This window comes from Bradyrhizobium sp. LB8.2 (genome assembly GCF_040548035.1).
Classification (GTDB): Bacteria; Pseudomonadota; Alphaproteobacteria; order Rhizobiales; family Xanthobacteraceae; genus Bradyrhizobium.
In genome coordinates this window covers 185,394-211,503 of record NZ_JBEPQV010000003.1, presented here as the reverse complement: position 1 = coordinate 211,503, position 26,110 = coordinate 185,394, and the positions used below count along the sequence as shown (strand labels likewise).

Genomic DNA, 26,110 nt, shown 5'->3' with positions numbered 1-26,110 from the left:
GCGCTGCACCGCGAATGCACGGTAGCCTGCCGATTGAGAGCATGCGATGCGTCCGATTGAAATTGCGATCTCGAACTATCGCTCCATTCGGCGGCTCTCCATACCCATCCACCCCTTATCCGTGTTTGTGGGCGAGAATGGTGTCGGCAAATCCAATCTCTACAAGTCCTTGTCGCTGTTGCGCGACGCGGCGACCGGTCAAATCACCCGCACGATCGCCGATGAAGGCGGATTGAATTCGGTCTGCTGGACCGGCATTCGCAAGCGAGGCGAAGACGGGCGGCTGCGCCTCTCGGCCACATTCGACAGCATAAGGTATTCCATCGAGCTGGGGTTTCCAAGCCCGGCTCAGGCCGCGTTTTCCGGCGAGCCGATGATCAAGGCCGAAGGTATCGAGGCGACGCACGGCAAACGAACGGTCAAGCTGATGGAGCGGATTAATTCGCTCATCAGCGTCCGCGGCGAGAGCGGCGCCTGGAACGCTCACAAGGATGCGGTGCTGCCGTCAGAGACCGCGCTTGCGGCTTTTTCCAATGGCAAGCAATGCCCGGAAATCGACCTGATCAGAAATGCGATGCTGGGCTGGCGATTCTATCATGACTTTCGCACTGATCCGGCGTCACCGATACGAAAGCCTTGTCTGGCGATCGCAACGCCCTCGCTCAGCGCCGATGGAACCGATTTGGCTGCCGCCCTCGCGACCCTCTATGTCATTCGGGAAGACGCCAACGACCTGCAGGACGCAATCCAGGATGCATTCCCGGGCGCCGAACTCCGCGCATGGGAGGAAAACGGCTTCTGTCAATTTGATCTGCAATTGGCGGATATGCCGCGGCCGTTCAGGGCTCATGAACTATCCGATGGCACGCTGAAATACATCTGCCTGCTCGCGGTGTTCATGGGTTACCGGCTGCCGCCGTTCATCGCGCTGAACGAACCCGAGACAAGCCTGCATCCGTCGCTGCTGGCACCGCTGGCCCGGCTGATCGCCAAGGCATCACGCCGCGCCGACATCTGGATTGTCACCCATTCGGAACAGCTGATGGATGCACTGCGAAGCGAGAGTTCGGTCCCACTTCGCCGGGTGATCAAGTCGAAAGGCGCCACGGCTATCGAGGGCCTGACCATCGGCGGTGAATATCGCGACGAATCCGACGAGGATGACGCTTAGTTGGTTCAGATGAAGCCGCAGAGCTGCCACCCAGCGGCTTGGGAAGGAGCAGGCGATCCATAAGAATGGTGGCCGCCATAGCAATCGCTTATATACTTACGGGCGCTCTTTACATTTGGCGCGATTTCCGAAGGCCGGTCGATGAGCAGCCCAGCTATGTCAAGTGGGGCGGCATAAGGACCAAGCTGTTTATCGTGCTCTATTGGCTCCCCGGAACGTTGTCTGCGGCCTGCCGGGGCGGTGTCTTGCGAGACTTAGCCGTTCCATGGGCAATCTTTGCTGCTCTCATCGTCGCCGGGCTTTACTTCTCAAGTCGATAGCTTGCCGCAGGCGGAGCATCCAGTACGCCGCGGCCGTTCCATATCCAACTGAACTCTCTGGAATACTGGATCGTCCGCCTTCGCGGACGATGACAGAGGTGTGTAAGGCGCGACCTCGGCCTACGCCTACTTCCTCAACACCTTCACCAATTCCCCGTGCACGAACTCATTCCCGCACACGACATTGCCCGTCACCAGGGCATCGCCGGGCGTGTCGATGTCGGTGACCGTTCCGCCGGCCTCGCGCACCATGATCATACCCGCCGCGATGTCCCAGGATTGCAAATTGCGCTCCCAGTAGCCGTCGAGACGACCGGCGGCGACGAAGGCGAGATCGAGGGAGGCGGCGCCGAAGCGGCGGAGGCCGGCGACGCGGTCCTGGATCGCGGTCATCTCGCGGCGGAATTCCTCGTGGTCGCCTCGGCCGATATGGGGCAGGCCGCAGGCCACCACGCATTCGTTGAGCTGGCGCCGGCCGGCAACGCGCAGGCGCTGGTCGTTGAGGAAGGCACCCTTGCCGCGCTCGGCGATATAGAGCTCGTCATTGGCGGGGTTGTAGATCACGCCTGCGATGATCGTGCCCTCGCGCGAAAGCCCGATCGAGATCGCGAATTGCGGGATGCCGTGCAGGAAGTTGGTGGTGCCGTCGAGCGGATCGACGATCCAGGTGTGGCTCTTGTCGGAGCCCTCGCGCGTTCCCCCTTCCTCGCCGATGAAGCCGTAGCCGGGGCGGGCCTTGGCGAGGTCCTGGTAGACGATTTCCTCAGCGCGCTTGTCCGCGAGCGAGACGTAATTCGCCGGTCCCTTCAGCGAGACCTGGAGATGCTCGATCTCGCCGAGATCGCGCTTGAGGCTGCGGCCGGCGCGGCGCGCGGCCTTGACCATGACGTTGATAGTTGCGGAATACAGCATGAGCTCTGGTCTTGAACGGGGGAAATGGCGCGAAATCGCGCCTGTTTGAGAGATTGGGTGCCCTGCGAGGGGCCCAACGTCAAGTCATTGCGTCAAGTCATTTGGTCCCGAGCCATTTCCTGGCGGCGGCCTCGACCTTGGCGCGCTCCTCGGCCGGCAAATCGGACAATTGCTTGTCCAGCTCCGGATCGCCCTTGCCGCCGGTCTTGGCCACAAGATGCCATTTAAAGCCTTCGACCTTGTCCACCGATGTACCCATGCCGTTGATCAGGACCCAGGCCAGCCGGTTCTGAGCGATCGCGCTGCCCTGGCGGGAGGCCTTGCGCAGCAGGGCCACGGCCGCCGGCTGGTTCTTCGGCGTACCGGTGCCGTTGAACAGCGCGATGGCGTATTCGACCTCGGCATCGACATTGTCCGTCAGCGTGGCGGCCTGGAGCAGACGCACCGCCCTTTCGGGGTCCTTGGGCACGCCGGTGCCTTCCTTGTAGAAGGTCGCGAGCGCGTATTGCGCCTCGGGCAGGCCGGCATCGGCGGCCTGGCGCAGCAGCTCGGCGGAGCGCTTGACGTCCTGCGGCAGGGTCTGGCCGTCGAGATAGAGCAGCGCGAGGTTATAGGCCGCCTTGGGCTCGCCGAGCTTGGCGGCGGAGGCCATCAGCTTGACCGCCTCGCCCTTATCGACCGCGCCGCCGCGGCCGGAAATCCTGAGCATGGCGAGCGCGAACATCGCCTCACGGTCGCCGGCATCGGCGGCGCGCTTGTACCATTGCAGCGCCTTGGCGTAGTCGCGCCGGATGCCCATGGCGTTGGAATAGAGTTCACCCAGCATGGTCATCGCCTTGGCATCGCCGGTCGCGGCACGGGCGGTGGCGAGATCGAGGGCGGTTTTGTACTGGCCGCGCTGATAGGCGCCGAACACCAGATCGACGTTGGAATTGTCGGTCGGAGGCGCCGGGATCACGGTTGCTGCCGGGGCCGGCTTGGGGGACGCCGAAGGTTTGGGAGCCGGCGCGGCCTCCTTTTTCTTGGCGACCGGGGGCGGCTTGGGTTTCTGTTTCTCGGCGGGCGGGCTCGGCGTCGCCGCAGGCGGCGTGATCTGGAGCTGCGCGGCCGCAGGCACCGTGAGCAGCAACGTGGCCAGGATGGTGATGCGCGGGAGCTTCATGTCGGGCGCTAGCCGTGCTCTCGACCCGCAGGCTTCCGGCCCGCAGGATCTTGGCCGGCAAGCGCTGTCGCATAGGCCTTCCTGATCGCAGCGTCGATCTCGATCAGCGCGGCCTTGGGTCCGCGCGGATCGGCCCAGATGAACTCGCCGACCAGCACGAAATCGGCGCCGCTGGCGGCGAATTCGTGGGCCTCTTCCAGCGACATGGCAAAGCCGACGCAGGGCGGCTCGAACAACTCGGCCCACCAATCCAGCCGCTCGGCAATCGCCTGGGACGACGGCCGCTGGCCTTTCTCGTCGGGCTCGCCGAACAGCACGTAGTCGGCGCCCAGCTCGCCCGCGCTCATGGAATCGTGGCGCGTCTCAAGCCCGCCGACGCCGGCGATACGATCGGGCTTGAGCGAGGGTGCGGCCTCTTCCAGCGCAGCGAGGCTCGCAAGATGCGCGCCGTCGGCGCCACCGCGCGCGACCAGTTCGGCATGGCCTTCAATGAGCAGCGCGGCGCCCGCTTTCTGAACCGGCGGCGCCAGAGCCTTGATCCGCGAGATCATGGTGCGTTGGTCGGTCTCCTTCAGCCGCAGCAGCACGGCCGCGACGTCGGCGGAAGCAAGCAGGCCGGGCAGCTCGGCCAGAAGCGAAGCGTGATCATCGACGACAGGCGTCGCGAGATAAAGGCGCGGCGCAGGGCGCGGCGGAGGAGATTTGTTCGACAAGATCTAGGCTGCCTTCTGTTCCAGGCTGCTTTGCCATTCGCCTCTGGAGGCGAGCCCATTCATACGCGCGCGGTGACTGAATGCGTTTTGTCCGGCTGCGACGTTCTCGGCCTTGCCAGACCAGGCCTTCTGCGGCGCGGCCTGGAGCGCGCGGCCGTAGGAGAAGGTCAGGCCCCAGGGCAGCGGACCGAGCTTGTGCATGGCGTTGAGATGCGCGGTCGCCTCTTCATCCGACTGGCCGCCGGAGAGGAAGGCGATGCCGGGCACCGCCGCGGGCACGCAGGCCTTGAGCAGCCGTATCGTCTTCTCCGCGACCTCCTCGACGGAAGCCTGCTTCGCGGACTTCTTGCCGGAGACCGCCATGTTGGGCTTCAGCACCATGCCCTCGAGCGCGACCCGCTGCACGCGCAATTCCTGGAAGGTCTTGTTGAGCACGCGGTTTGTCACCTCATAGCAGCGATCGATGTCGTGATCGCCGTCCATCAGCACTTCCGGCTCGACGATCGGTACGATCTGCGCAGCCTGGCACAGCGCCGCATAGCGCGCCAGCCCATGGGCGTTGACGCTGATCGCGGTCATCGAGGGAATGCCGCTGCCGATGTCGATCACCGCGCGCCATTTGGCGAAGCGTGCGCCGCGCTCGTAATATTTCTTCAGCCGCTCGGCGAGCTTGTCGAGCCCGACGGTGACGAGCTCGCCCGGGCACATCGGCAGGGCTTGCGTGCCTTCGTCGACCTTGATGCCGGGAATGGCGCCGCTGCTCTCGATCAGCTTGACCAGGGGCGTGCCGTCCTTCGCGTCCTGCCAGATCGTCTCGTCATAGAGGATGACGCCGGAGATGTACCGGCTCATGGCTTCCTTCGAGCGGAACAGCATCTCGCGATAGTCGCGGCGGTTCTCTTCGGTCGATTCCACGCCGATCGCGTCGAAACGCTTCTTGATGGTGCCGGAGGATTCGTCGGCGGCAAGGATGCCCTTGCCGGGTGCGACCATGGCGGTCGCGATCCTGTTGAGCTCAGTCAGATTCATCGAGAGGTCCTCCCAAAACGATTCTGCCCTTGCCTGTGAAAATAGACCGTTCTCGGGCAAATGCCGAGTTAACGTTCGTCGCAGGGCAAGGGGGGAGGGGCTTTGGTACCGGCAACAAGGTCGCCATCCCGGGCTCGCCGGTTTGCGGCGCCCGGAATGACGGAGAAAGTGGGGGCTGGTTACGCCACCGCGCGATCGCTAGGCGACGCGGGGGGCGAGCTCGCCCTTGGCGTAGCGCTTGGCCATTTCGGCCGTCGTAAGCACCTTCTTGATCTTGGCGGCCTGGCCTGCGGTATTGAACTCCTGGAGCCGCTGCTTGCACAGCCTGGTCATGGCTTCCATCGCGGGCTTCAGGTACTTGCGCGGGTCGAACTCTTCCGGATTGTCCTTGAGCACTTTCCGGATCTGGCCGGTCATCGCCATGCGGTTGTCGGTGTCGATGTTGATCTTGCGAACGCCGTTCTTGATGCCGCGCTGGATTTCGGCGACCGGAACGCCCCAGGTCGGCTTCATCTTGCCGCCATAGGCGTTGATGATGTCCTGGAGGTCCTGCGGCACCGACGAGGAGCCGTGCATGACGAGATGGGTGTTCGGCAGCTTGCGGTGGATCTCCTCGATCACATTCATGGCGAGGATGTCGCCGTCGGGCTTGCGGGTAAATTTGTAGGCGCCGTGAGAAGTCCCCATCGCGATCGCGAGCGCGTCGACCTGGGTCTCCTGGACGAATTTCACGGCTTCGTCCGGATTGGTCAGGAGCTGGTCGTGGCTTAGCTTGCCCTCGGCGCCGTGGCCGTCTTCCTTGTCGCCCATGCCGGTCTCGAGCGAGCCGAGCACGCCGAGCTCGCCCTCGACCGAGATGCCGCCGAGATGGGCCATGTCGGTCACGATCCTGGTGACGCCGACATTGTAGCCCCAGTCGCCGGGGGTCTTGCCGTCAGCCTTGAGCGAGCCGTCCATCATGACCGAGGTGAAGCCGGCCTGGATCGCGGTCATGCAGGTTGCGGCTTCATTGCCGTGGTCGAGATGCACGCAGACGGGGATGTGCGGATAGATCTCGGTCACCGCGTCCATCATGTGCTTGAGCATGATGTCGTTGGCGTAGGACCGCGCGCCGCGCGAGGCCTGGATGATGACAGGCGCGTCGACCTGATTGGCCGCGTCCATGATCGCCAGCGCCTGCTCCATATTGTTGATGTTGAAGGCCGGTACGCCGTAATCGTTCTCTGCCGCATGGTCGAGCAATTGACGCAACGTGATCCGAGCCATGTGTCTTCTTCTCCCGTTTGGGCCTGCAAGGCCACTTCTTGAAGGCCGCTAATTATTCGCGACTGATTATTTGATGCGCAGAACTTCGACGCCGGGCAGGGGCTTGCCTTCCATCCATTCAAGAAATGCGCCACCGGCGGTCGAGACATAGGTGAACTGGCCGGCCACATGGGCCTGGTTGAGGGCCGCGACGGTGTCGCCACCGCCCGCGATCGAGATCAGCTTCTTGGCCTTGGTGCGCTCGGCGGCATGCTTGGCGGCCGCCATCGTGCCGCGATCGAAGGGTTGCATCTCGAAGGCACCGAGCGGTCCGTTCCAGACCAGCGTCGCCGCGTCGTCGATAGCGGCATGGACACGTGCGATCGACTGCGGACCGACGTCGAGGATCATGCCGTCGGCCGGGATCGCGTCGAGGCCATAGGCATGCGACGGCGCGTTGGCGGCGAAATGATAGGCGACGACCGCGTCCACCGGCAGGATGATCGCGCAGTTGGCGGCTTCCGCCTTCTCCATGATGCGCAGTGCAGTCGCGGCGAGATCCTTCTCGGCCAGCGACTTGCCGATCCCGACGCCCTGGGCGTGCATGAAGGTGTTGGCCATCCCGCCGCCGATCACGAGCGCGTCGACCTTGGTCACGAGGTTTTCGAGCAGGTCGATCTTGGTCGAGACCTTGGCACCGCCGATGATCGCGATGACGGGCTTGGCCGGTGAGCCCAGCGCCTTCTCCAGCGCAATCAGTTCGGCCTGCATGGTGCGGCCGGCATAGCCCGGCAGCTTGTGGCCGAGGCCTTCGGTCGAGGCGTGGGCGCGGTGCGCGGCCGAGAACGCGTCATTGACCCAGATGTCGCCGAGCTTGGCCAGCTCCGCGACGAAGGCGGGATCGTTCTGTTCCTCTTCCTTGTGGAAGCGGGTGTTTTCCAGGCAGAGGATGTCGCCGTCCTTCAAGCCGGCAACGGCCGCGGCCGCGGGCTCGCCGATGCAGTCGTCGGCGAAGGCGACGGGCTTCTTCACGACCTTGGCGAGCGCCTCGGCGACGGGCTTGAGCGAGTCCTTGGGATCGCGCCCTTTGGGCCGGCCGAAATGCGCGAGCAGGATGACCTTGCCGCCCTTGTCGGAGATCTCGGTGATGGTCGGCGCGACGCGCTCGAGTCGGGTCGCATCAGTGACGCGCCCGTTGTCCATGGGCACGTTGAGATCGACGCGCAGCAGCACGCGTTTGCCCTTCACGTCGACGTCGTCGAGGGTGCGGAATTTGTTGGTCATCTCTGGGCTCTCTTGTCCCGGGCGCACTGCGGCGCGAAGTGCCGCTGTGCAGAACCGGGACCTACGCGGGGAACATGGGTCCCGGCTCTGCGGAGCAGCGCACGCGCGCTGCACCGCGTCCGGGACATGGGACCTACGTTCTTAGATCACCTTCGCCATCGCAACGGCGGTGTCCGCCATGCGGTTCGAGAAACCCCATTCGTTGTCGTACCAGGACATCACGCGTACCAGCGTGCCGTTCTGCACCTTGGTCTGGTCCTCGTGGAAGGTCGAGGAGTGCGGGTCGTGGTTGAAATCGATCGAGACGTTTGGCGCCGTGGTGTAGCCGAGAATGCCCTTGAGCTGCTGCTCGGAGGCGCGCTTCATCGCCGCGTTGATTTCCTTCGGATCGGTGGCGCGCTTGGCGACGATCTTGAGGTCGATGACCGAGACGTTCGGGGTCGGCACGCGGATCGCGACGCCGTCGAGCTTGCCCTTCAACTCCGGCAGCACGAGACCGATCGCCTTGGCGGCGCCGGTCGAGGTCGGGATCATCGACATCGCAGCGGCGCGGCCGCGGTAGAGATCCTTGTGCATGGTGTCGAGCGTCGGCTGGTCGCCGGTGTAGGCGTGGATCGTGGTCATGAAGCCGGTCTCGATGCCGACGAGGTCGTTCAGCACCTTGACGACCGGAGCGAGGCAGTTGGTCGTGCAGGAGCCGTTGGAGACGACCAGATGATCCCTGGTCAGCGTGTCGTGGTTGACGCCGTAGACGATGGTGGCATCAGCGCCGTCGGCGGGCGCGGAGACCAGCACGCGCTTGGCGCCGGCGGTCAGATGCGCAGAGGCCTTGTCCTTCGAGGCGAAGATGCCGGTGCACTCCATCGCGATGTCGATGCCGAGGTCCTTCCAGGGCAGCTTCGAGGGATCGCGCTCCGCGGTCACCTTGATCTTGTTGCCGCCGAGGCTGATCGTGTCGCCCTCGACGGTCACCGCGCCGGGGAAGCGGCCATGGACGCTGTCGAAGCGAAGCAGATGGGCGTTGGTCTCGACCGGGCCGAGGTCGTTGATGCCGACGACCTCGATGTCCTTGCGGCCGGACTCAGCGATGGCCCGCAGGATGTTGCGGCCGATGCGGCCAAAACCGTTAATTCCGACGCGGACCACCATGTTTCGTCTCCTTATGACCGTTCAATGACGGGTGTTCGATAACGCCGATCTTCCCGCACAACGCGCTTAGCGCGCCTGCGAGGGTTTTTTTAGGGCGGACGCCCGGTTCATCCGGGCGGTGCTTGATCATATGAGAACTTAGGTAATCCCTTTTTTTGGCAAGCTCAACTCTCACGAAACGCGCTTCAGCACGGCGTTCACCGCAGCCTCGGCGGTAATGCCGAAATGCTTGTAAAGCTCCTTCGCCGGACCGCTTTCGCCGAAGGAATGCATGCCGATGAATTCGCCATCATGGCCGATCACGGCATCCCAGCCCCAGCGTACCGCCGCCTCGATCGCGACCTTCACCGGCGCGTTGCCGATGATGGCGGCACGCTTGGCCTCTGGTTGCGCTAACAACAGCTCGAGCGAGGGCACCGAGACCACCCGCGACGGGATGCCGCGTTCGGCGAGCTGCTTCTGGGCCGCGACCGCGATCTCGACCTCGGAGCCGGAGGCGAACAGCGTTGCCTTGGCTTCGCCCTGGGCGGCCACCAGCTCGTAGGCACCCTGGGCGCAAGGGCTGTCGTTCGGCGCGGTGGTGCGGAGCTGCGGCAGGTTCTGCCGTGTCAGCGCCAGCACGGTCGGGCCGTCGAGGCGGTTCAGCGCGAGCTCCCAGCATTCGGCCACCTCGACGGAATCACAGGGGCGGAACACACGCATGTTCGGGATGGCGCGGAGCGCTGCGAGATGCTCGACCGGCTGATGGGTCGGGCCGTCTTCGCCGAGGCCGATGGAGTCGTGCGTCATCACGTAGACGACGCCGGCGCCCATCAACGCGGCAAGGCGCATCGCAGGGCGCGCATAGTCGGTGAACACCAGGAAGGTCGCGCCGTTCGGCGCGAAACCGCCGTGCAGGAAGATGCCGTTCATGGCCGCGCACATGCCGTGCTCGCGGATGCCGTAATGGATGAAGCGGCCCTTCGGCGTCTTGGCCGAGAAGGCGGTCGCCGACTTCGCCTTGTTGTTGTTGGACCCGGTGAGGTCGGCCGAACCTGCCAAAAATTCCATCGGCATGGCGCCGGCAATGACTTCGATCACCGCTTCCGAGGATTTGCGGGTCGCCGCTGTCATCGGCTTTTCCAGCAGCTCCTTCTTGTAGGCGCGCACTGCCTTCACGAGCGAGGCCGGACGCTCATGGCGCAGGCGGCGCTCGAACTCGGCGCGCTTGCGGCTGCCGAGGTCACCGAGACGGCCTTCCCATTCCTGGCGAGCTGCAGCGCCGCGGCTGCCGGCTGCGCGCCACGCCTTCAGCACGTCGTCCGGGACCGCGAACGGCTCGAGCGAGATGCCGAGATTTTCCTTGGCGGCCTTGAGCTCGTCGGCGCCGAGCGCTTCGCCATGGGCCTTCGCCGTACCGGCCTTATGCGGCGCGCCGAAGCCAATGGTGGTGCGGCAGGCGATCAGCGTCGGCTTGCTCGACTTCTGCGCCCGCGTGATCGCGGCCGATATCGCGGCCTGGTCGTGGCCGTCGATCTTCTCGGCGGCCCAGCCCGCCGACTTGAAACGCTTCACCTGGTCCACGGAATCGGAAATCGAGGTCGGGCCGTCGATCGAGATGCCGTTGTCGTCGTAGAGAACGATCATCTTGTTGAGCTTCCAGTGCCCGGCCATCGCGATCGCTTCCTGCGACACGCCTTCCATCAGGTCGCCGTCCGAGGCGAGCACGTAGGTGTGGTGGTCGACGATCTTCTTGCCGAACTCGGCGGCGAGCATCTTTTCGGCGAGCGCCATGCCGACGGCGGTGGAGATGCCCTGGCCCAGCGGGCCTGTGGTGGTCTCGATACCCTTGGTGCGGAAATTTTCGGGATGTCCGGGAGTCAGCGAGTCGACTTGGCGGAATTGCTTGATCTGGTCCAGCGTCATGTCGGAATTGCCGGTCAGGTACAGCAGCGAATACAGCAGCATCGAGCCGTGGCCGGCCGAGAGCACGAAGCGGTCGCGGTCGGGCCAGGCGGGCGCTGCCGCATCGAATTTCAGGAACTGCGTGAACAGCACCGTGGCCATGTCGGCCGCGCCCATCGGCAAACCGGGATGGCCGGATTTCGCCTTCTCGACGGCGTCCATTGCGAGGCCGCGGATCGCGTTGGCCATACGGGTGTGGTCGACTTGCGTCATGTCTGAAATCCGTCTGAAATGAGGCGCTTGGCGGCGGGTGCGAGCCGTATGGGAGGAGCCTGGCGGCCACTGAAGGTCGGGGGCTGAAATAGCACCTCGGTTCCGGGAGTCCAAGGCAATCAAACGCTGGTTTGGCCGTAAAAGTTGCTTAGCGGTGCATAGTTTCGCGGCGGCGTTGCGCTTCCCTGGCTTGCCACGTAAATTTCTGCTTCTAACCGCTTGCCGAACCGAGTCTTTTGCCGGGCGGCAAGCCCCAGAAAAAGCCCAAGGAAAAGCCCATGGGCAAGGCCACAGGTTTCGCCGCTGACTGCATGAACGATCGCGTTTCCAACAGCTCTGCCATGACCGAGTCCTCTGCCGTCGAGATCGAGATCGCGACCCGCAGGCTCATGGCGGCGCTCGACTCGCTCGAAAGCGCGGTGGAGCGGCGGCGCGATGCCGACCGCGACGAGAACGAGCTCGCGGCGCGGATCCAGGCGCTGGGCGCGGATCGCTCACGGCTTGCCGACGAGCTCGACGGCGCGCTGGTGAAGGCGCGCAAGCTCGAGCGCTCCAGCCGCGAGATCTCCGATCGGCTGGATTCCGCGATCGTCACGATACGCTCGGTGCTCGATACCGGAGAGGACGGATGAGCCACATCAACGTCACCATCAACGGCCGGCAATACCGCATGGCCTGCGAGGAGGGCCAGGAGGTGCGGCTGCTCAAGCTCGCCGAAAGCCTGGAGACGCGGATCCAGTCCCTGCGCGGAAAGTTCGGCGAGATCGGCGACGCACGGCTCACGGTGATGGCGGCGCTGACCGTTTGCGACGAGCTGGTCGACGCCGGCAACCGCATCCGCACCATGGAGCAGGAGCTGACCGAATTGCGGGATTTCCGCAATGCCGCTGTCGAGCGCGCCCGGTTGAGCCAGACCGCGGTCGTCAACGCACTGAACGCCGCCGCCGAGCGCATCGAGAAATCGACCCAGGTCCTGAACCGGACCGTCGGCAACGGGATCGCGATCGGCTGACCCCTCACCGGGCTGGCGATTCGTCAGCATCGTTGTTACATTGCCCAAGCGAGGCTGCGACGCGCGTCAGGAGCCATAATCCCCGGGGCCTTATCGATCCTTTAGGGAACTGTCCCTGGCCGGGCCCGTGGGCTCGGACATATGGTGCCCACCTACTTTCGTAGGGAACTCCGGGATCGAGTGCTTCAACGGCGTTCGCGGCTTCGCACTTTTGTTTGCTCGATTTGTGCTTGTTGAAACGACTGCGGCTGGTTCAACAGATGTCATGCCCCGGCTTGACCGGGGCAACCAGTACGCAGCGGCCTTTGTGTGAATCACCACCGCCTCTGGAACGCTGGATCACCCGCTCCATTGCGCAAGGGCGCACAAGGCGGGTGATGACGTGGGGACCCTGCGCATGTCGAATTCGAAAGCCGAACTCCGTGCCAAGGCGCTCGCGGCGCGCGATGCGCTGAGCGAAAAGAAACGCACCGCCGCCGCCGCCAAGCTCGCCAAGCGCGGGCTGCCGTTCCCGCTCTTGCCCGGCAGCATCGTGTCCGGCTATTCGCCGATTCGCAGCGAGATCGATCCGATGCCGCTGATGAAGAAGCTGGCCGAGGAGGGCGCCAGGCTCGCGCTGCCCTGTGTCACCGCGCGCGGCCAGTCGCTGATCTTCCGCATCTTCCATCCGAACGATCGGCTGATGCTCGGTCCGCTCGGCATTCCCGAGCCGTCGCCCGGGGCCGCCGAAGTCATTCCGGACATCATGCTGACGCCGCTGGCTGCCTTCGACCGTCTCGGCCATCGCATCGGCTATGGCGCCGGGCACTACGACCACACCTTCGCGCATTTGCGAAAAGCCAACAACATCATCGCTGTCGGCCTCGCTTTTGCGGCGCAGGAGATCAAGGCGGTTCCGGCACTATCCCACGACGTCGCGCTGGATTATGTGCTAACGGAATCCGACGTATTCGATTTCCGGAGTTCTGAAGTTGCGCATTCTCTTCGTGGGTGATGTCGTCGGCCGTGCGGGGCGCAACGCCATCGCCGAATATCTGCCCGGCATGGTCAAGGACTGGTCGCTCGATTTCGTCGTCGTCAACGGCGAAAACTCTGCCGGCGGCTTCGGCATCACGGAAGCGATCTATCACGAATTTCTCGACGCCGGCGCCGACGCCGTGACGCTCGGCAATCACTCCTGGGACCAGCGTGAAGCCCTGGTGTTCATCGAGCGCGCGGAGCGTTTGGTGCGGCCGGCGAACTATCCGCGCGGCACGCCCGGCCGCGGCGCAGCGCTGGTCGAGACCAAGAACGGCAAGCACGCGCTCGTCGTCAACGCGCTCGGCCGCGTCTTCATGACCCCGTTCGACGATCCCTTCGCAGCCCTGGAGCGCGAGCTCGGCGCCTGCCCTCTCGGCGTTGCCGCAGACGCCATCGTCGTCGATTTCCATTGCGAGGCGAGTAGCGAGAAGCAGGGCATCGGCTTCTTTTGCGACGGCCGCGCCAGCCTCGTCGTCGGCACGCACACCCATGTGCCGACCGCCGACCACCAGATCCTGTCCGGCGGCACTGCCTACATGACCGATGCCGGCATGACCGGCGACTACGACTCCATCATCGGTATGCAGAAGGAGGAGCCGCTGCGGAGGTTCACCTCGGGCATTCCGTCGGGCCGGTTCGAGCCGGCAGCAGGGGCGGCGACGCTGAGCGGCGTCGCGGTGGAGACGGATGACGCGACGGGCCTTGCGCTGCGGATCGCGCCGGTGCGTGCGGGCGGAAGGCTGGAGCCGACGACACCGAGATTTTGGTTGAGTTGAATTTTCGAGCGGCATTCGCGACGGACCTAGACTTATGACTGCATCAAAAGGGCCGTTACCAGCCGTCGAGCGGGTGACCGTAGATCCGGTCGCAATTGCCGCCTTTACACGCGAATGGGACTTCACGGTTCTCGCGTCTGAGCTATTGCGAGAAGTGACATCCTACGTCAGCGTGGCGGCATGTGTTCTCGGATCGGCGCCTGTATGGACACGCGATCAGGCTGCGGTTGGTGGCAACATGGTGCGGCTCTCCAAGTTGCTCTCTGCCTTCCTCGACCAGATCGTAGAGAAGAAGATGGAGACCGGAACGATCCTGAGCCGATTAGCGTTCGAGACCATCGTCAATGTCCGCTACCTGATCGCGAACTTCTCCCCAGAACTCGTTAATTCCCTCGTCCGTCATTCGCTGAAGCACGAGCGCAGGCTGCACGACACAATCCAAGCCAACGTCCGAGAGCGCGGCGGAGACGTCCTTCACATCGAGCAGCGCATGCTGAATTCTATTGATCGGGCATCGCGGATTGCTGGTGTCATGCTCGACAGCGTTGACCTTAAGGATCGAACACCTTGGGGCGGCAAAGATCTACGCCAGAAGGCGGCGGCTGTCGGACTGGAGCAGCCATATCTGGCCGTCTTCGGAGGCATGTCCCACAATGTTCACGGCTCTTGGCACGACCTGTATCATTTCCACTTGGAAACGGATGAAGCCGGCGCGTTCACACCGAACCTCGACTGGGGTCGGCCGCGCCCACAACCACTCTTCGCGCTCGGACATCTCGCCCTCTCCGCAGTAGCAGAGTATCTGATCTTTATTGGAGGTGAGGCTACATTCGATCAGTTGCGCCAACAATTGGCCGACCTCGGCGTACGCATCGAGTCGGTGGACCAAGCCCACGAATCCTATCTATCAGCAAAGGCGTGGCCCGCGATCTAACGCGCATGAGCAAAAAATCTGCTTCTTATACCTTCTGTACACCGACGCGCTGAAGGGGCATAGCGTTCGCAGCAAGAGATTTACTCCGCCGTCTGCTCCCGCAACTCCGCGACGTCCTTCGCCGTAAGCTTCGATCCCTTGGTCCCGAACCGTGCCGTGACATAGTTCGCAACGGCCGCAATCTCGTCGTCGCTATACGCATTGCCGAACGGCGGCATCGACAGCGCCCCGTCCGGCGTGTGGCGCTTGGTGCCTGACAGCACGATCTGCGCGACGTTGGTGGCGGCGGGGTCGTTGACGGCCCAGGTGCCGGTCAGCGTTGCCATCGGCGAGACCGGGCTCTCGCCGCTCCAGCCGTGGCAACTGGCGCAGGCGCTGGCGAACATTTGCTTGCCGCGCGCGTCCGCCGTGACACCGTCCTTGTGCGAGGCGGGCGCGACGGGCGCCGTGGTTGCGGGCAGGTCGGGCGAGGGCACCGGCGGCACGCTACGCAAGTAAGCAACAACGGCGTGGATGTCTTCGGGGGCGAACTGGCTAAAGCTGTGGTCGACCGCTTCACCCATCGGCCCCGACGCCGAGCCGTGACCCGGCGCATGGCCTACGGAAAGATAGGAGATCAAATCCTCATCACGCCAATTGCCGAGGCCGGTGGCCTTGTCCGAGGAGATGTTGAAGGCGCGCCAACCGGCCGTGATCGCGCCTGCAAACTTCTTGCGGTTGTCCAGCGCGAAGCCGAGATTGCGCGGGGTGTGGCACTCACCGCAATGCGCGAGCGCCTCCGCGAGATACGCACCCCTGTTCCACTCCGGGCTCTTGGAGGTGTCGGGCGCAAAGCGCGTGTCCGGATTGAACACGGCTGACCAGAAGATCATGGCCCAGCGCTGGTTGAACGGGAACGAAAGCGTGTTCTCCGGCGGCTTCGCGCGCACCGCCGGCAGGCTGAACAGATACGCCTTCACCGCCAGTACGTCCTCGTCGGTCATGGTGGTGTAGGACGTGTACGGCATCGCCGGATAGAGCCGGGCGCCGTCATGGCGCTTGCCGCGCTGGACCGCGTTGAGAAAATCCTGGTCGCTGTAATTGCCGATGCCGGTGTCCTTGTCCGGCGTGATGTTGGTGGAATAGAGGGTGCCGAACGGCAGCTTGAAGCCGAGCCCGCCGGAATAGTCCTTCTCGCCGGGCTTGGAGTGGCAGACCATGCAGTCGGCCGCCTTCGCGAGATATTCGCCGCGCTCGACCAGGCTGGCCTTCTCCAGCCTCGCCGGCACGCCGGTCGGCTTGCCGGCACGGTAGTCCGCCAGCGCCACCTTGGGGCCGCCGGCGAAGTCGAGCGGGCCGGGCCCGCGGATGATCCAGACGCCGAGCGCCACCACGACAATGGCGATCACGACCAGGCTCGTGAGGATACGCATCTTGCCGCTCATGCCTTTTTCCCCGCAGCCAGCAGTTTCCGGTCGATCGGCAGGCGCCGCAGCGCGATGCCGGTTGCCGCATAAATGGCGTTGCGCAGCGCCGGCGGGCCGGCATTGACGCCGGCCTCACCAATGCCCCCGGGCGCCTCGCCGCTCTTGACCACGATGACCTCGATCTTCGGTGTCTCGTTGATGCGCATCATGCGGTAGTCGTGGAAGTTCGACTGCTGCACGCGGCCTTTCTCGATGGTGATCTCGCCATAGAGCGCGGCGGTGAGGCCGAACACCAGGCCGCCCTCGATCTGCGCTTTCACCGTGTCGGGATTGACCGCGATGCCGGTGTCGACCACCGAGGTGATGCGGCGGAGCACGATCTCGCCGATATCGTCGATCTCCGCTTCCACCACGGTCGCAATGAAGCTTGCGAACGACGGCTGCACGCAAACGCCGCGGCCGACGCGCGGTGGCAGTGGTTGCCCCCAGCCCGATTTTTCAGCGACGTGGTTGAGTACCGCAAGCATGCGCGGGTTCTTGGTCAGCATGGACCTTCGGAATTCAATCGGATCCTTGCCGGCCTTGCGCGCGAGCTCATCCATCGCGCATTCGACCGCGAACACGTTGTTGTTCGGGCCGACGCCGCGCCAGAAACCAGTCGGCACCGACAGCGGTTCGGCGCGGACATATTCAACATGGAAGTTGGCGAAGTCGTACGGCGTATCGATCGCCGCGTCGACGGCGTCTATGTCGACCCCCTTCTGGAACGCCGGCGGAAACCAGCGTGCCATTACCGAGGAGCCCGCGACCTTGTACTTCCAGGCCGCGACCTTGCCGTCGACCAGCGATGCCGTGATCTGGTCGCGATAGACCGGGCGGTAGACGTCGTGCTGGATGTCCTCCTCGCGGGTCCACACCACCTTCACCGGGTAGTCGACCTGCTTGGCGATCTTGACCGCCGCGATCACCATGTCCGGCTCGAGCTTGCGGCCGAAGCCGCCGCCGAGCAGATGATTGTTGACGATCACCTTGTCAATGGGAAGGCCCGCGGCCTTCGCCGCTTCGGACTGCACGCGCGTCATGATCTGCGTGCCGGTCCATATCTCGCAAGAGTCCGACTTGACGTGGACGGTGGCGTTGATCGGCTCCATCGAGGCGTGCGCCAGGAACGGCAACTCGTAGGCCGCCTCGAACTTGTCGCCGCTCGCGAGCGCTTTGACGATATCGCCGTCGGACTTCGCGACCGCACCGTCCTTCTCGCTGGCCTTGCGCAGATCCTCCCAGATGTCCTTGGTCGTGATTTTGGCGTTCGGGCCCTCGTTCCACTCGATCTGGAGCGCTTCGAGGCCCTTCTTCGCCGCCCACATATGATCGCCGATCACGGCGACCATGTCGTCGAGCACGACGACCTTGCGCACGCCGGGGAGTTTGACCGCGGCGCTGTCGTCGACCTTGCCGACCTTGCCGCCGAACACCGGGCAGGCAGCGACGGTTGCGAACTTCATGCCGGGCAGGATCGCGTCGATGCCGTAGACGGCCTTGCCGTTGACCTTGTCAGGTGTGTCGAGCCGCTTCAGGGGCTGGCCGATGATAACAAAGTCCTTGGGGTTCTTGACCGCGACATCCTTCGGCGGCGTCTGGCGCTGCGCGGCGAGCGCCACCGCGCCATAGCCGAGCTTGCGGCCGCTCGCGGCATGCGCGACCTCGCCCTTCGCGGCCGAGCAGCTTGCGGGCTCGACACCCCATTGGCTGGCCGCGGCCTGCACCAGCATCGCGCGCGCGGTAGCGCCGGCCTTGCGCAGCGGCGTCCACCAGGCACGGATCGAGTTGGAGTTGCCGGTCGCCTGCAGGCCGAAAGCCGGATTGCCGTAGAGCTTGTCGTTCGGCGGCGCGTGCTGGACCTCGACCTTGCTCCAGTCGGCGTCGAGCTCTTCGGCGAGCACCGCCGAGATCGAGGTGTAGGTGCCCTGGCCCATCTCGACCTGCGGCATGATCAGGATCGTGCGGCCGGTCTCGTCGATGCGGATGAAGGCGTTCGGTGCGAACTTGCCGTCGGTCGTGTCAACCGGCTGCACCGGCTCGTTGACGGCGGCGCGCAGCGGCAGATGGAAGGAGAGCAGGAAACCGGTGGCGAGACCGCCAGTTAGCAGCGAGCGGCGGGAAACGGCGGGAAGTGTCTTGTCTATCATCATGGCGGACCTCACGACTGCCGGCCGGAGGCGGCCTGCTTGATGGCCTCGCGGATGCGCACATAGGTGCCGCAGCGACAGATATTGCCGGCCATCGCGGCGTCGATGTCGGAGTCGTCGGGGTTTGGCGTTGCCGCCAGCAGCGCCGCGGCCGCCATGATCTGGCCGGACTGGCAGTAACCGCACTGGATCACTTCGGTATCGAGCCAGGTCTTCTGCACCTTTGCGCCCGCTGGCGTGCTTCCGACATGCTCGATCGTGGTGATGGCGCGGTTCGCGACCGCGCTGACCGACAATACGCAGGAGCGCACTGCCTTGCCGTCGACGTGCACGGTGCAGGCGCCGCACTGCGCGATGCCGCAGCCGAACTTGGTGCCGGTCATTCCGAGGACGTCGCGCAGCACCCACAGCAGCGGCATTTCAGGTGGCGCGTCGAACGATTTCGTTTCGCCGTTGATGGTGAGAACAGTTGCCATATGCATCCCCTTGCTCGCTCGATCGCTTACGGCGATCTAGTCAGCGAATTTGCGCGCGACAATAATCATATCGATGCGAAACGATGAAGCGTCGACATTTCCGGCAATGCATATTTGCGCAACGAGCGCGTCAGGCCATGACGTTCACGAATTTGTGCGGCGATCGCTGCAGTGATTTTGGGCTAATTGATATGATAAGCGTCATTTTCTGACGCGTTTTCGTCGCGTGCGTCATCGATCGCCGCAGATGATCGTGCAAATGCGCAAAATCATGCGATGACGAAAGTCGTGCGATTGTGGAAGTCGATCGACGGCGAGCACGGTGCAGTTCTGACGCGATCGATCGCAACGGCCAGCCGCCGGATCAACGATGCGATAGCCAACATCCGCGATGATGCCATCGTGCGCCTGTTTTGCCCGACGGCGCAACGACTTCACCAGGCGGGCGCCTAACCCACGGTTTCGTCAGACGCTTAAGCCATTGATTCCGCTTGCCCCGGCTACTGTGCATCGGGTTGTTTTCGAGGTTTTCGATTCAGGGACGCCAGAGCGCCGTCGCGGCAGGCGCGTCGCGACGACCGTCAGCTCTGCCGAAAGCCCATCCGGAAGGCGCCCCAGTGCTTGCCGCGGATCATGATCGGTGAGGACAGATCCTTCATCAGCACGAACTGCCCGCCGCCCATGTCGCGGCGATAGGTCTGCAGCAGGAACGGCTTGGTGTTGGCCGCGACCTTCTGCACCGCGCGATCGGTGAACAGGCGGCGGTTGCGGCAATTGGCGTTATTCCAGACCGGGTCCTTGCCCTGCGGCAGGCGGTAGTTCGGGTTGTGCGTCGGCAGATAGCCGCCCTTGGCCCAGGCGACGCAGAACACGATCCGGGAATCGGATTTCTGGATCGGGTCCTGGATCGCGGGCAGCAGGCGGTCGGTGAACTCGACATAGCTGGTATTGTACTGCTTGGGATCGGTGCCGGAGATTTCCCGGTAGTTCTCGTCCATGAACCGATCGAGCGTCATCTCGCCGCGGCCGATTGCGGCTTCGAATTCATCCGAGATCCGCTTTGCGGTCTCGACGACGACGCGGATCAGCGGCGCATCCGATGTCTCCACGCCGCTGTCGGCGATCAGTGCGATCAGGCCTTCGGACGTGTCGAGCAGTTTGGTCACGCGCTGATCGGCGTTCTTGAGATCGCGCGAGGACAGGTCAACGCCCTTGGCAAGCTCGTTGAGCTCGCTGATGACGGTGTCGCAGTGTCCGAGATTGGAGGTCGCGGCGCGCGTGACGCTGCCGATTTCCGCTTCCACGGAGGCGAAGCCCTGCTGGACCCGCGAGATGATGCCGGAGATCTGCTGGGCGCCTTCGCCGGCAGTCTTTGCGCGCTGCGAGGCGTCGCTGCTCTCCCCGATCAGGCCTTCGATCTGGCCGTCCAGATCGCGCACGGTCTCGGAGATCTGGTGCGTGGCCTGGCGGGTGGCTTCCGCGAGGTTCTTCACCTCGCTTGCGACCACCGCGAAGCCGCGGCCGGCATTGCCGGCACGTGCGGCCTCGATGGTGGCGTTGAGCGCGAGCAGATTGGTCTGCTTCGCGATCGCCTCGATCGAGCCGGACACCTTTGCGACTTGTGCCAGCGCGGAGCCGACCGCGCTGAGCCGCGCCTCGATGCGTTCGACGGCTGCGACGAGCTCGGAAATGTGGTTGACCGCAGTGTCGACGGCATTGCGCGACTGCGCAATCTCGCCGACCGCCGCTGACGTGGTCGTTTGCACCGCCTGTGACGCATTGGCGATGTCGTGGTTGGCCGACACCATCGTCTCGGCGGTTTCCTGGAGGTGATGGAATCGTTCCGACTGGTTCGCGACGCGGTGTGCGACTTCCTGGACGTTGCCGGCAATGTCGGCGAGTTCCACGCCGAGGCCGCCGATGCGGTCGGCGAGCTGATCGATCAGCCGTTCGGCAAGCGTTCGGTTGGAGCCGGTGTCCAGTACTGCAAATTGTACGACGGACATGTCTTGAGAGTCCTCCAGTCAGAGCCGTTCGCCGGCTCTCCGCGGCATTCCCATTCCAATTTCGATCTTAAGAGGTGATTCGCGCTTTGATGTCTTGCCTGAGCGCGCACTAGAGCTTGTAGGCCGTCCTGAATCCGCCCCAGTGCCGGCCCTGCACGCGAATCGGGACGTCGATCTCGCGCATCATCACGGTATTCCCATTGCCCATGTCGCGCGCATAGCTCTGGACCAGATACGAGCGCAGGTTGTGCGCGGCGGCCAACCCCGCCGGATCGTTGAAGATCCGCCGGTTGCGGCTGTTGGCGGTGTTCCAGGCGACATCGCCCGGTCGCTGCAGATGCGAATAGATTTTGTTGTGCACCGGCAGGAAACCGTTGCGATCGACCATGGCGCAGAACGCCAGGCGCGGATCCTTCGCCAGAAACGCTTCCTGGAACGGCGGCAACGCGCGGTCGGCCCAGTCCAGATATCTGGTGCGGTATTGCTGCGGATCGGTCCCGGCGATTTCGGCATAATCGGTGTCGAAGAGGTCGTCGATCCCGACATCGCCGCGTGCAACCGCCTGCTCGAAGATTGCGGTCAGCGCGTTACCCGCCTCCATGGCGCGGGTGACGAACTCCGTGTTTTCTTCGTGGATCGACCAGAGCCGGTCCTCGATCTTTTCGTTGAGCGCGGCGTTGGGAGCAACGAATTGCGCGCGGGCGCCGGCCTTGGATTGCTCGACCACGCGCAGGCGGCAAGCCCCGACGTCTTCGAGGGTGCCTTCAATCATTGCTTGCGGTGCAAGGCGGCCCGCGTCCGCGCCGCCAATCAGCACGCCGTCCATCGATAGCTCGTAGACCGGCAGCACCCCGCGAGCGGTTTCGAGCTTGAGATGGCAGGGCAGCCGCTCGGTCTTGCGGCGGTCGTCATGCTCGCTCTGGCGGAGCAGCACGGCGCAACGCGATTTCAGTTTCTGTGCGAAGGCGGTCACGGCCTTGCCGGCGCTGGCGACGTTCTCGCCGTGGGTCTCGGCCGCCTTGGTCGCAGCATCGATCTCGGCCGCGCTTTCGCCGACCGAGACGATGAACTCCGACGCACTTGTCGCGTTGCCGGAGACTTCGCTGGTGGTGGCGTTCTGTTCGGCGACCGCGCCGTTGACGGTCTCGAATACCGGGCGGATCGCCTCGATCGCCTGCGAGATGCGGTGCACCGCATCCGCGGAGCCGGCGGCGTCGCGCTGCAGCGCGTCGATCTTCCTGGTGATCTCCTCCGTGGCACCCTGGGTCTGCACCGCGAGTGCCTTGACCTCGGTGGCGACGACCGCAAAGCCTTTTCCCGCATCACCCGCACGCGCAGCCTCGATGGTCGAGTTGAGGGCGAGCAGCGTCGTCTGCCGCGCGATCTGTGCGATCAGATTGACCACGTTGCCGATGGCGGCCGAGGACTCGCGCAAGCGATCGACATTGGCGCGGGCTTCCTGAGCCGCGGCGCTGGCCTCGTCGGCAAGCTTGCCGGCTTCGCGAACCTGCGCGCCGATTCCGTGCGCGGACTGGGTGAACTTGTCGGCGGCATGGGCGAAGGTCGAGGCGTTCGATTGCGCGGCATTGGTCCGGCCTGTCAGGGCGTCGGTGCGGTCGCGGATGGCGGCAAGCGTCGTGGCGGTCGCCTCGGCGCCGCCGGCCACCGAATTGGCGGCGCGCTCGAGCTGGCGAATCATCGCTCCCAGCTCGAGTTCCAACAGTTCCAGGATTTCCTTGGCGGAATCGCCCTCAACGGCCGGAGCGGGCTCGGAATTGACCGGCTGCGCAGCCTGCGGGGTTGCCGCAGGCGCAGCCATGTCCGGCAGACGCTTCCGAAATAGTCCGAACACCATCAGGTCTCTCTTGTCGGGGAACGGTCGGACGCTATTTTCGCAGGCTGGAATGAAATCAGGGTTAACGATGCCTGACATCTAGGCAGGGGCCACTACGCTATTACCTTAAAGTCGTAGAGCCTCTTTCATTCCAGTGGGGTGGCGGCCTATAACGCCGCGCTTCCCACGCTCATCTTGGCGCACGATTCCCTAGAGAAGATCACGCATGGCCGGACATTCCCAATTCAAGAACATCATGCACCGCAAGGGGCGGCAGGATGCCCAGAAGTCGAAACTGTTCGGCAAGCTGGCGCGGGAAATCACCGTCGCGGCCAAGCTCGGGACGCCAGACCCCAACATGAATCCGCGCCTGCGTGCGGCCATCATCGCGGCGCGCCAGGAGAACATGCCGAAGGACAATATCGAGCGCGCCGTCAAGAAGGCGCTCGGCAATGACGGCGAGCATTATGATGAGATCCGCTACGAGGGTTACGGCCCCGGCGGCGTCGCCGTCGTCGTCGAGGCGCTGACCGACAACCGCAACCGTGCGGCTTCCGACATCCGCTCCTTCTTCACCAAGTCCGGCGGCAATCTCGGCGAAACCGGCTCGGTCTCCTTCATGTTCGACCGCACCGGCATCATCGAATACGACCGCAGCGTCGCCTCCGACGATGCGGTGCTGGACGCCGCCATCGAAGCCGGCGCCGACGACGTGATATCGAGCGAAGGCGGCCACGAGATTTACGCCTCGACTGAAGGCTATCGCGACGTCGCCAAGGCGCTCGAAGCCAAGTTCGGCGAGCCGCGCAAGGCGGCGCTGATCTGGAAGCCGCAGAACACGATCGCGGTGGACGACGAGACTGGCGAGAAGCTGATCAAGCTGATGGATTTGCTCAACGAGCATGACGACGTCCAGCACGTCTACGCCAATTTCGAGGTGTCGGACGCGCTGCTGGCGAAGATGGGCGGGTAGGGCCCACTTCCCCTGTTACTTCCGTTCTGTTTCTGTTTCCCCCACGGCAGCCAGCCGCTATCACTGGCCTATGACTGCGCTCCCGATTCGCGTCCCCGTTCGCATCATCGGCATCGACCCCGGCCTGCGCCGCACCGGCTGGGGCGTGATCGAGGCTGAGGGCAACCGCCTGATCTACGTCGCCTGCGGCTCGGTGGAACCGCCGGACGATTTGCCGCTCGCGAGCCGGTTGCTCGCGATCCATGAAGGGCTCGCGGCGGTCTTGTCCGTTCACAAGCCGATGGAAGCGGCGGTCGAACAGACTTTCATCAACAAGGACGGCGCTGCGACACTGAAGCTTGGTCAGGCCCGCGGCGTTGCCATGCTGGCGCCCGCAATATTCGGCATCAGCGTTGCCGAATACGCGCCGAACCAGGTGAAAAAGACGGTGGTCGGCGCCGGCCATGCCGACAAGCACCAGATCGCGATGATGCTCAAGATCTTGCTGCCCAAGTCCGATCCGCCGTCCGCGGACGCCGCCGACGCGCTCGCCATCGCCATCACCCACGCCCATCATCGCACGAGCACGGCGCTCAGGCTGAAGGTGGTGGGGTTATGATCGGCAAGCTCAAGGGCCTGATCGATTCCTACGGCGAGGATTTCGTCATTCTCGACGTCGGCGGTGTCGGTTATCAGGTGCATTGCTCCTCGCGCACGCTGCAGCATCTGCCGTCGCCGGGCGAGGCCGCCGTGCTGTCGATCGAGACCTATGTCCGCGAGGACCAGATCAAACTGTTCGGCTTCCGCAGCGACCACGAGCGCGAATGGTTTCGCCTGCTCCAGACCGTGCAGGGCGTCGGCGCCAAGGTCGCGCTCGCCGTGCTCGGCACGCTGCAGCCTTCCGACCTCGCCAACGCGATCGCGTTGCGCGACAAGACCGCGGTGGCGCGCACGCCCGGCGTCGGCCCCAAGGTCGCCGAGCGCATCGTCACCGAACTGAAGGACAAGGCGCCGGCCTTCGCAACTATTGACCCGGCCGTGGTGCATCTTGCCGGTGCCGTTGACGACCAGCGCGCGCCGCGGCCCGTCGCGGATGCGATCTCCGCGCTGGTCAATCTCGGCTACGGCCAGCCGCAGGCGGCGGCGGCGATTGCATCGGCATCGCGCAGCGCCGGCGAGAGCGCCGAGACCGCGCAGCTCATCCGGCTAGGCCTGAAGGAGCTGTCGAAGTGAGCGACCCGAAGGCCAACCGCATGGTCACGCCCGAGCGCCGCAGCGATGATGTCGGCGATACCGCGCTGCGCCCGCAATCGCTGTCCGACTTCGTCGGCCAGCAGCAGGCGCGCAAGAACCTCTCGATCTTCATCGAGGCGGCACGCAAGCGCGGCGAGGCGCTGGATCATGTGCTGTTCGTCGGCCCACCCGGCCTCGGCAAGACCACGCTGGCACAGATCGTGGCCAAGGAGCTCGGCGTCGGCTTTCGCGCGACGTCGGGCCCGGTGATCGCCAAGGCCGGCGATCTCGCAGCACTCCTCACCAATCTCGAAGAGCGCGATGTGCTCTTCATCGACGAGATTCATCGCCTGAGCCCGGCGGTGGAAGAAGTGCTCTATCCCGCGATGGAGGACTTTCAGCTCGACCTCATTATCGGCGAGGGCCCGGCGGCGCGCTCGGTGAAGATCGAACTGTCGAAATTCACCCTTGTCGGCGCCACCACGCGTGCCGGCCTGCTCACCAATCCCTTGCGCGATCGCTTCGGCATTCCGATCCGGTTGAATTTCTACACGATCGAAGAGCTCGAGAGCATCGTCACCCGTGGTGCGCGCGTGCTCAAGGTCGGCATGAGCGCGGATGGCGCCAACGAGATCGCGCGCCGCGCCCGCGGCACGCCGCGCATCGCCGGCCGGCTGTTGCGCCGCGTACGCGATTTCGCCTCGGCGGCCGATGCCGACAGGATCGATCGCAAGATTGCCGACCACGCGCTGAGCGCGCTCGAGGTCGACGCCGCGGGCCTCGACGCCATGGACCGCCGCTACCTCACGACCATCGCGCAGAACTATGGCGGCGGCCCGGTCGGCGTGGAGACGATGGCAGCCGCTCTGTCCGAGCCGCGCGATGCGATCGAAGACATCATCGAGCCCTATCTGATCCAGTGCGGCTATCTGCAGCGCACCCCGCGCGGCCGCCTGCTCACTTCGCACGCCTTCCGCCATCTCGGCATCAGCGAGCCCTCGCGCGATGCGGCGGCACAGTTCGGCCTGTTCGGCACCGATGAAAGCGACGACTGACCTGCGCAAGTGCTGAGTGCTCGGGCCATCATGAATTTCCGGTAATCTCGTGCAGAGGGTCTGCACAAACGCACC

The 26,110-nt window shown here is 64.4% G+C and carries 24 protein-coding genes and 1 other RNA gene; 12 read left to right on the top strand and 13 right to left on the bottom strand.

The window, feature by feature from the left end; translation table 11 throughout:
- The first annotated feature begins 46 nt into the window (after nt 1–46).
- Nucleotides 47–1,171 (top strand): AAA family ATPase, encoded by a 1,125-nt coding sequence (locus ABIB06_RS05475; RefSeq protein ID WP_354044810.1) that lies wholly within the window; start codon nt 47–49, stop codon nt 1,169–1,171.
- 446 nt (nt 1,172–1,617) lie between these two features.
- Here ABIB06_RS05475 and ABIB06_RS05470 read toward each other — a convergent pair whose 3' ends face one another.
- From ABIB06_RS05470 to tkt, 8 genes are all read right to left on the bottom strand, one after another.
- Nucleotides 1,618–2,403, bottom strand: coding sequence for an inositol monophosphatase family protein (locus tag ABIB06_RS05470; RefSeq protein ID WP_247341807.1), 786 nt, complete (start codon nt 2,401–2,403; stop codon nt 1,618–1,620).
- Between the two features lie 97 nt (nt 2,404–2,500).
- Nucleotides 2,501–3,565, bottom strand: coding sequence for a tetratricopeptide repeat protein (locus ABIB06_RS05465; RefSeq protein WP_247341804.1), 1,065 nt, complete (start codon nt 3,563–3,565; stop codon nt 2,501–2,503).
- 8 nt (nt 3,566–3,573) lie between these two features.
- Nucleotides 3,574–4,278, bottom strand: a complete 705-nt coding sequence (locus ABIB06_RS05460; RefSeq protein WP_247341800.1) for a thiamine phosphate synthase — start codon at nt 4,276–4,278, stop codon at nt 3,574–3,576.
- A 3-nt stretch (nt 4,279–4,281) separates the two neighbouring features.
- Complete coding sequence (locus tag ABIB06_RS05455; protein ID WP_354044813.1) at nt 4,282–5,307, bottom strand: class I fructose-bisphosphate aldolase; 1,026 nt, start codon at nt 5,305–5,307, stop codon at nt 4,282–4,284.
- Between the two features lie 198 nt (nt 5,308–5,505).
- Nucleotides 5,506–6,573, bottom strand: coding sequence for a class II fructose-bisphosphate aldolase (fba, locus tag ABIB06_RS05450; protein WP_247341794.1), 1,068 nt, complete (start codon nt 6,571–6,573; stop codon nt 5,506–5,508).
- A 66-nt stretch (nt 6,574–6,639) separates the two neighbouring features.
- Nucleotides 6,640–7,836, bottom strand: a complete 1,197-nt coding sequence (locus ABIB06_RS05445) for a phosphoglycerate kinase (protein WP_354044815.1) — start codon at nt 7,834–7,836, stop codon at nt 6,640–6,642.
- A 141-nt stretch (nt 7,837–7,977) separates the two neighbouring features.
- Nucleotides 7,978–8,985, bottom strand: a complete 1,008-nt coding sequence (gap, locus tag ABIB06_RS05440; RefSeq protein ID WP_247341786.1) for a type I glyceraldehyde-3-phosphate dehydrogenase — start codon at nt 8,983–8,985, stop codon at nt 7,978–7,980.
- 171 nt (nt 8,986–9,156) lie between these two features.
- Nucleotides 9,157–11,142 (bottom strand): transketolase, encoded by a 1,986-nt coding sequence (tkt, locus tag ABIB06_RS05435; protein WP_354044817.1) that lies wholly within the window; start codon nt 11,140–11,142, stop codon nt 9,157–9,159.
- Nucleotides 11,143–11,453: 311 nt separating this feature from the next.
- Between tkt and ABIB06_RS05430 the strand changes: the two genes are divergently transcribed.
- From ABIB06_RS05430 to ABIB06_RS05405, 6 genes are all read left to right on the top strand, one after another.
- Nucleotides 11,454–11,774, top strand: a complete 321-nt coding sequence (locus ABIB06_RS05430) for a DUF4164 domain-containing protein (protein WP_026232773.1) — start codon at nt 11,454–11,456, stop codon at nt 11,772–11,774.
- Entirely contained in the window at nt 11,771–12,154 is a 384-nt protein-coding gene (locus tag ABIB06_RS05425) for a cell division protein ZapA (protein ID WP_354044819.1), read from the top strand. Before ABIB06_RS05430 ends, ABIB06_RS05425 begins: the two co-directional genes overlap by 4 nt.
- 48 nt (nt 12,155–12,202) lie before the next feature.
- Nucleotides 12,203–12,362: non-coding RNA, 6S RNA (gene ssrS / locus ABIB06_RS05420), on the top strand.
- Nucleotides 12,363–12,551: 189 nt separating this feature from the next.
- Entirely contained in the window at nt 12,552–13,148 is a 597-nt protein-coding gene (locus tag ABIB06_RS05415) for a 5-formyltetrahydrofolate cyclo-ligase (RefSeq protein ID WP_354044821.1), read from the top strand.
- Nucleotides 13,126–13,950, top strand: a complete 825-nt coding sequence (locus tag ABIB06_RS05410; protein WP_247446345.1) for a TIGR00282 family metallophosphoesterase — start codon at nt 13,126–13,128, stop codon at nt 13,948–13,950. Before ABIB06_RS05415 ends, ABIB06_RS05410 begins: the two co-directional genes overlap by 23 nt.
- A gap of 34 nt (nt 13,951–13,984) precedes the next feature.
- Complete coding sequence (locus ABIB06_RS05405; protein ID WP_354044824.1) at nt 13,985–14,884, top strand: DUF5677 domain-containing protein; 900 nt, start codon at nt 13,985–13,987, stop codon at nt 14,882–14,884.
- Between the two features lie 80 nt (nt 14,885–14,964).
- On the opposite strand, the gene ABIB06_RS05400 is transcribed toward ABIB06_RS05405, so the two are convergent.
- The 3 genes from ABIB06_RS05400 to ABIB06_RS05390 are packed head-to-tail and all read right to left on the bottom strand — an operon-like array spanning nt 14,965 to nt 18,955.
- The gene (locus tag ABIB06_RS05400; RefSeq protein WP_354044826.1) at nt 14,965–16,308 is read right to left on the bottom strand and encodes a c-type cytochrome; all 1,344 of its coding nucleotides are present in this window, start codon (nt 16,306–16,308) and stop codon (nt 14,965–14,967) included.
- Nucleotides 16,305–18,482, bottom strand: a complete 2,178-nt coding sequence (locus tag ABIB06_RS05395) for a xanthine dehydrogenase family protein molybdopterin-binding subunit (RefSeq protein WP_354068610.1) — start codon at nt 18,480–18,482, stop codon at nt 16,305–16,307. The genes ABIB06_RS05400 and ABIB06_RS05395 overlap by 4 nt, the downstream gene beginning before the upstream one ends.
- 8 nt (nt 18,483–18,490) lie before the next feature.
- Nucleotides 18,491–18,955 (bottom strand): (2Fe-2S)-binding protein, encoded by a 465-nt coding sequence (locus ABIB06_RS05390; protein WP_354044830.1) that lies wholly within the window; start codon nt 18,953–18,955, stop codon nt 18,491–18,493.
- Nucleotides 18,956–19,249: 294 nt separating this feature from the next.
- On the opposite strand from ABIB06_RS05390, the gene ABIB06_RS05385 reads away from it, so the two are divergent.
- Nucleotides 19,250–19,408: a hypothetical protein gene (locus ABIB06_RS05385; protein WP_354044832.1), complete on the top strand. Its 159-nt coding sequence runs from the start codon at nt 19,250–19,252 to the stop codon at nt 19,406–19,408.
- A gap of 128 nt (nt 19,409–19,536) precedes the next feature.
- Here the strand turns inward: ABIB06_RS05385 and ABIB06_RS05380 are convergent, their stop codons facing one another.
- Both ABIB06_RS05380 and ABIB06_RS05375 read right to left on the bottom strand, forming a co-directional pair.
- Nucleotides 19,537–20,961, bottom strand: a complete 1,425-nt coding sequence (locus ABIB06_RS05380; protein WP_354044834.1) for a methyl-accepting chemotaxis protein — start codon at nt 20,959–20,961, stop codon at nt 19,537–19,539.
- A gap of 109 nt (nt 20,962–21,070) precedes the next feature.
- Entirely contained in the window at nt 21,071–22,816 is a 1,746-nt protein-coding gene (locus tag ABIB06_RS05375; RefSeq protein ID WP_354044836.1) for a methyl-accepting chemotaxis protein, read from the bottom strand.
- Between the two features lie 205 nt (nt 22,817–23,021).
- Between ABIB06_RS05375 and ABIB06_RS05370 the strand changes: the two genes are divergently transcribed.
- The 4 genes from ABIB06_RS05370 to ruvB all read left to right on the top strand — a co-directional run bounded on the left by ABIB06_RS05370 (nt 23,022) and on the right by ruvB (nt 26,035).
- Nucleotides 23,022–23,768, top strand: coding sequence for a YebC/PmpR family DNA-binding transcriptional regulator (locus ABIB06_RS05370; RefSeq protein WP_247341753.1), 747 nt, complete (start codon nt 23,022–23,024; stop codon nt 23,766–23,768).
- Between the two features lie 70 nt (nt 23,769–23,838).
- Entirely contained in the window at nt 23,839–24,366 is a 528-nt protein-coding gene (ruvC, locus tag ABIB06_RS05365) for a crossover junction endodeoxyribonuclease RuvC (RefSeq protein ID WP_247446351.1), read from the top strand.
- Nucleotides 24,363–24,980: a Holliday junction branch migration protein RuvA gene (gene ruvA / locus ABIB06_RS05360; protein ID WP_354044839.1), complete on the top strand. Its 618-nt coding sequence runs from the start codon at nt 24,363–24,365 to the stop codon at nt 24,978–24,980. Before ruvC ends, ruvA begins: the two co-directional genes overlap by 4 nt.
- A complete protein-coding gene (gene ruvB, locus ABIB06_RS05355) occupies nt 24,977–26,035 on the top strand; it encodes a Holliday junction branch migration DNA helicase RuvB (RefSeq protein WP_247341745.1) in 1,059 nt (352 codons plus the stop codon). Before ruvA ends, ruvB begins: the two co-directional genes overlap by 4 nt.
- Nucleotides 26,036–26,110 lie beyond the last annotated feature (75 nt).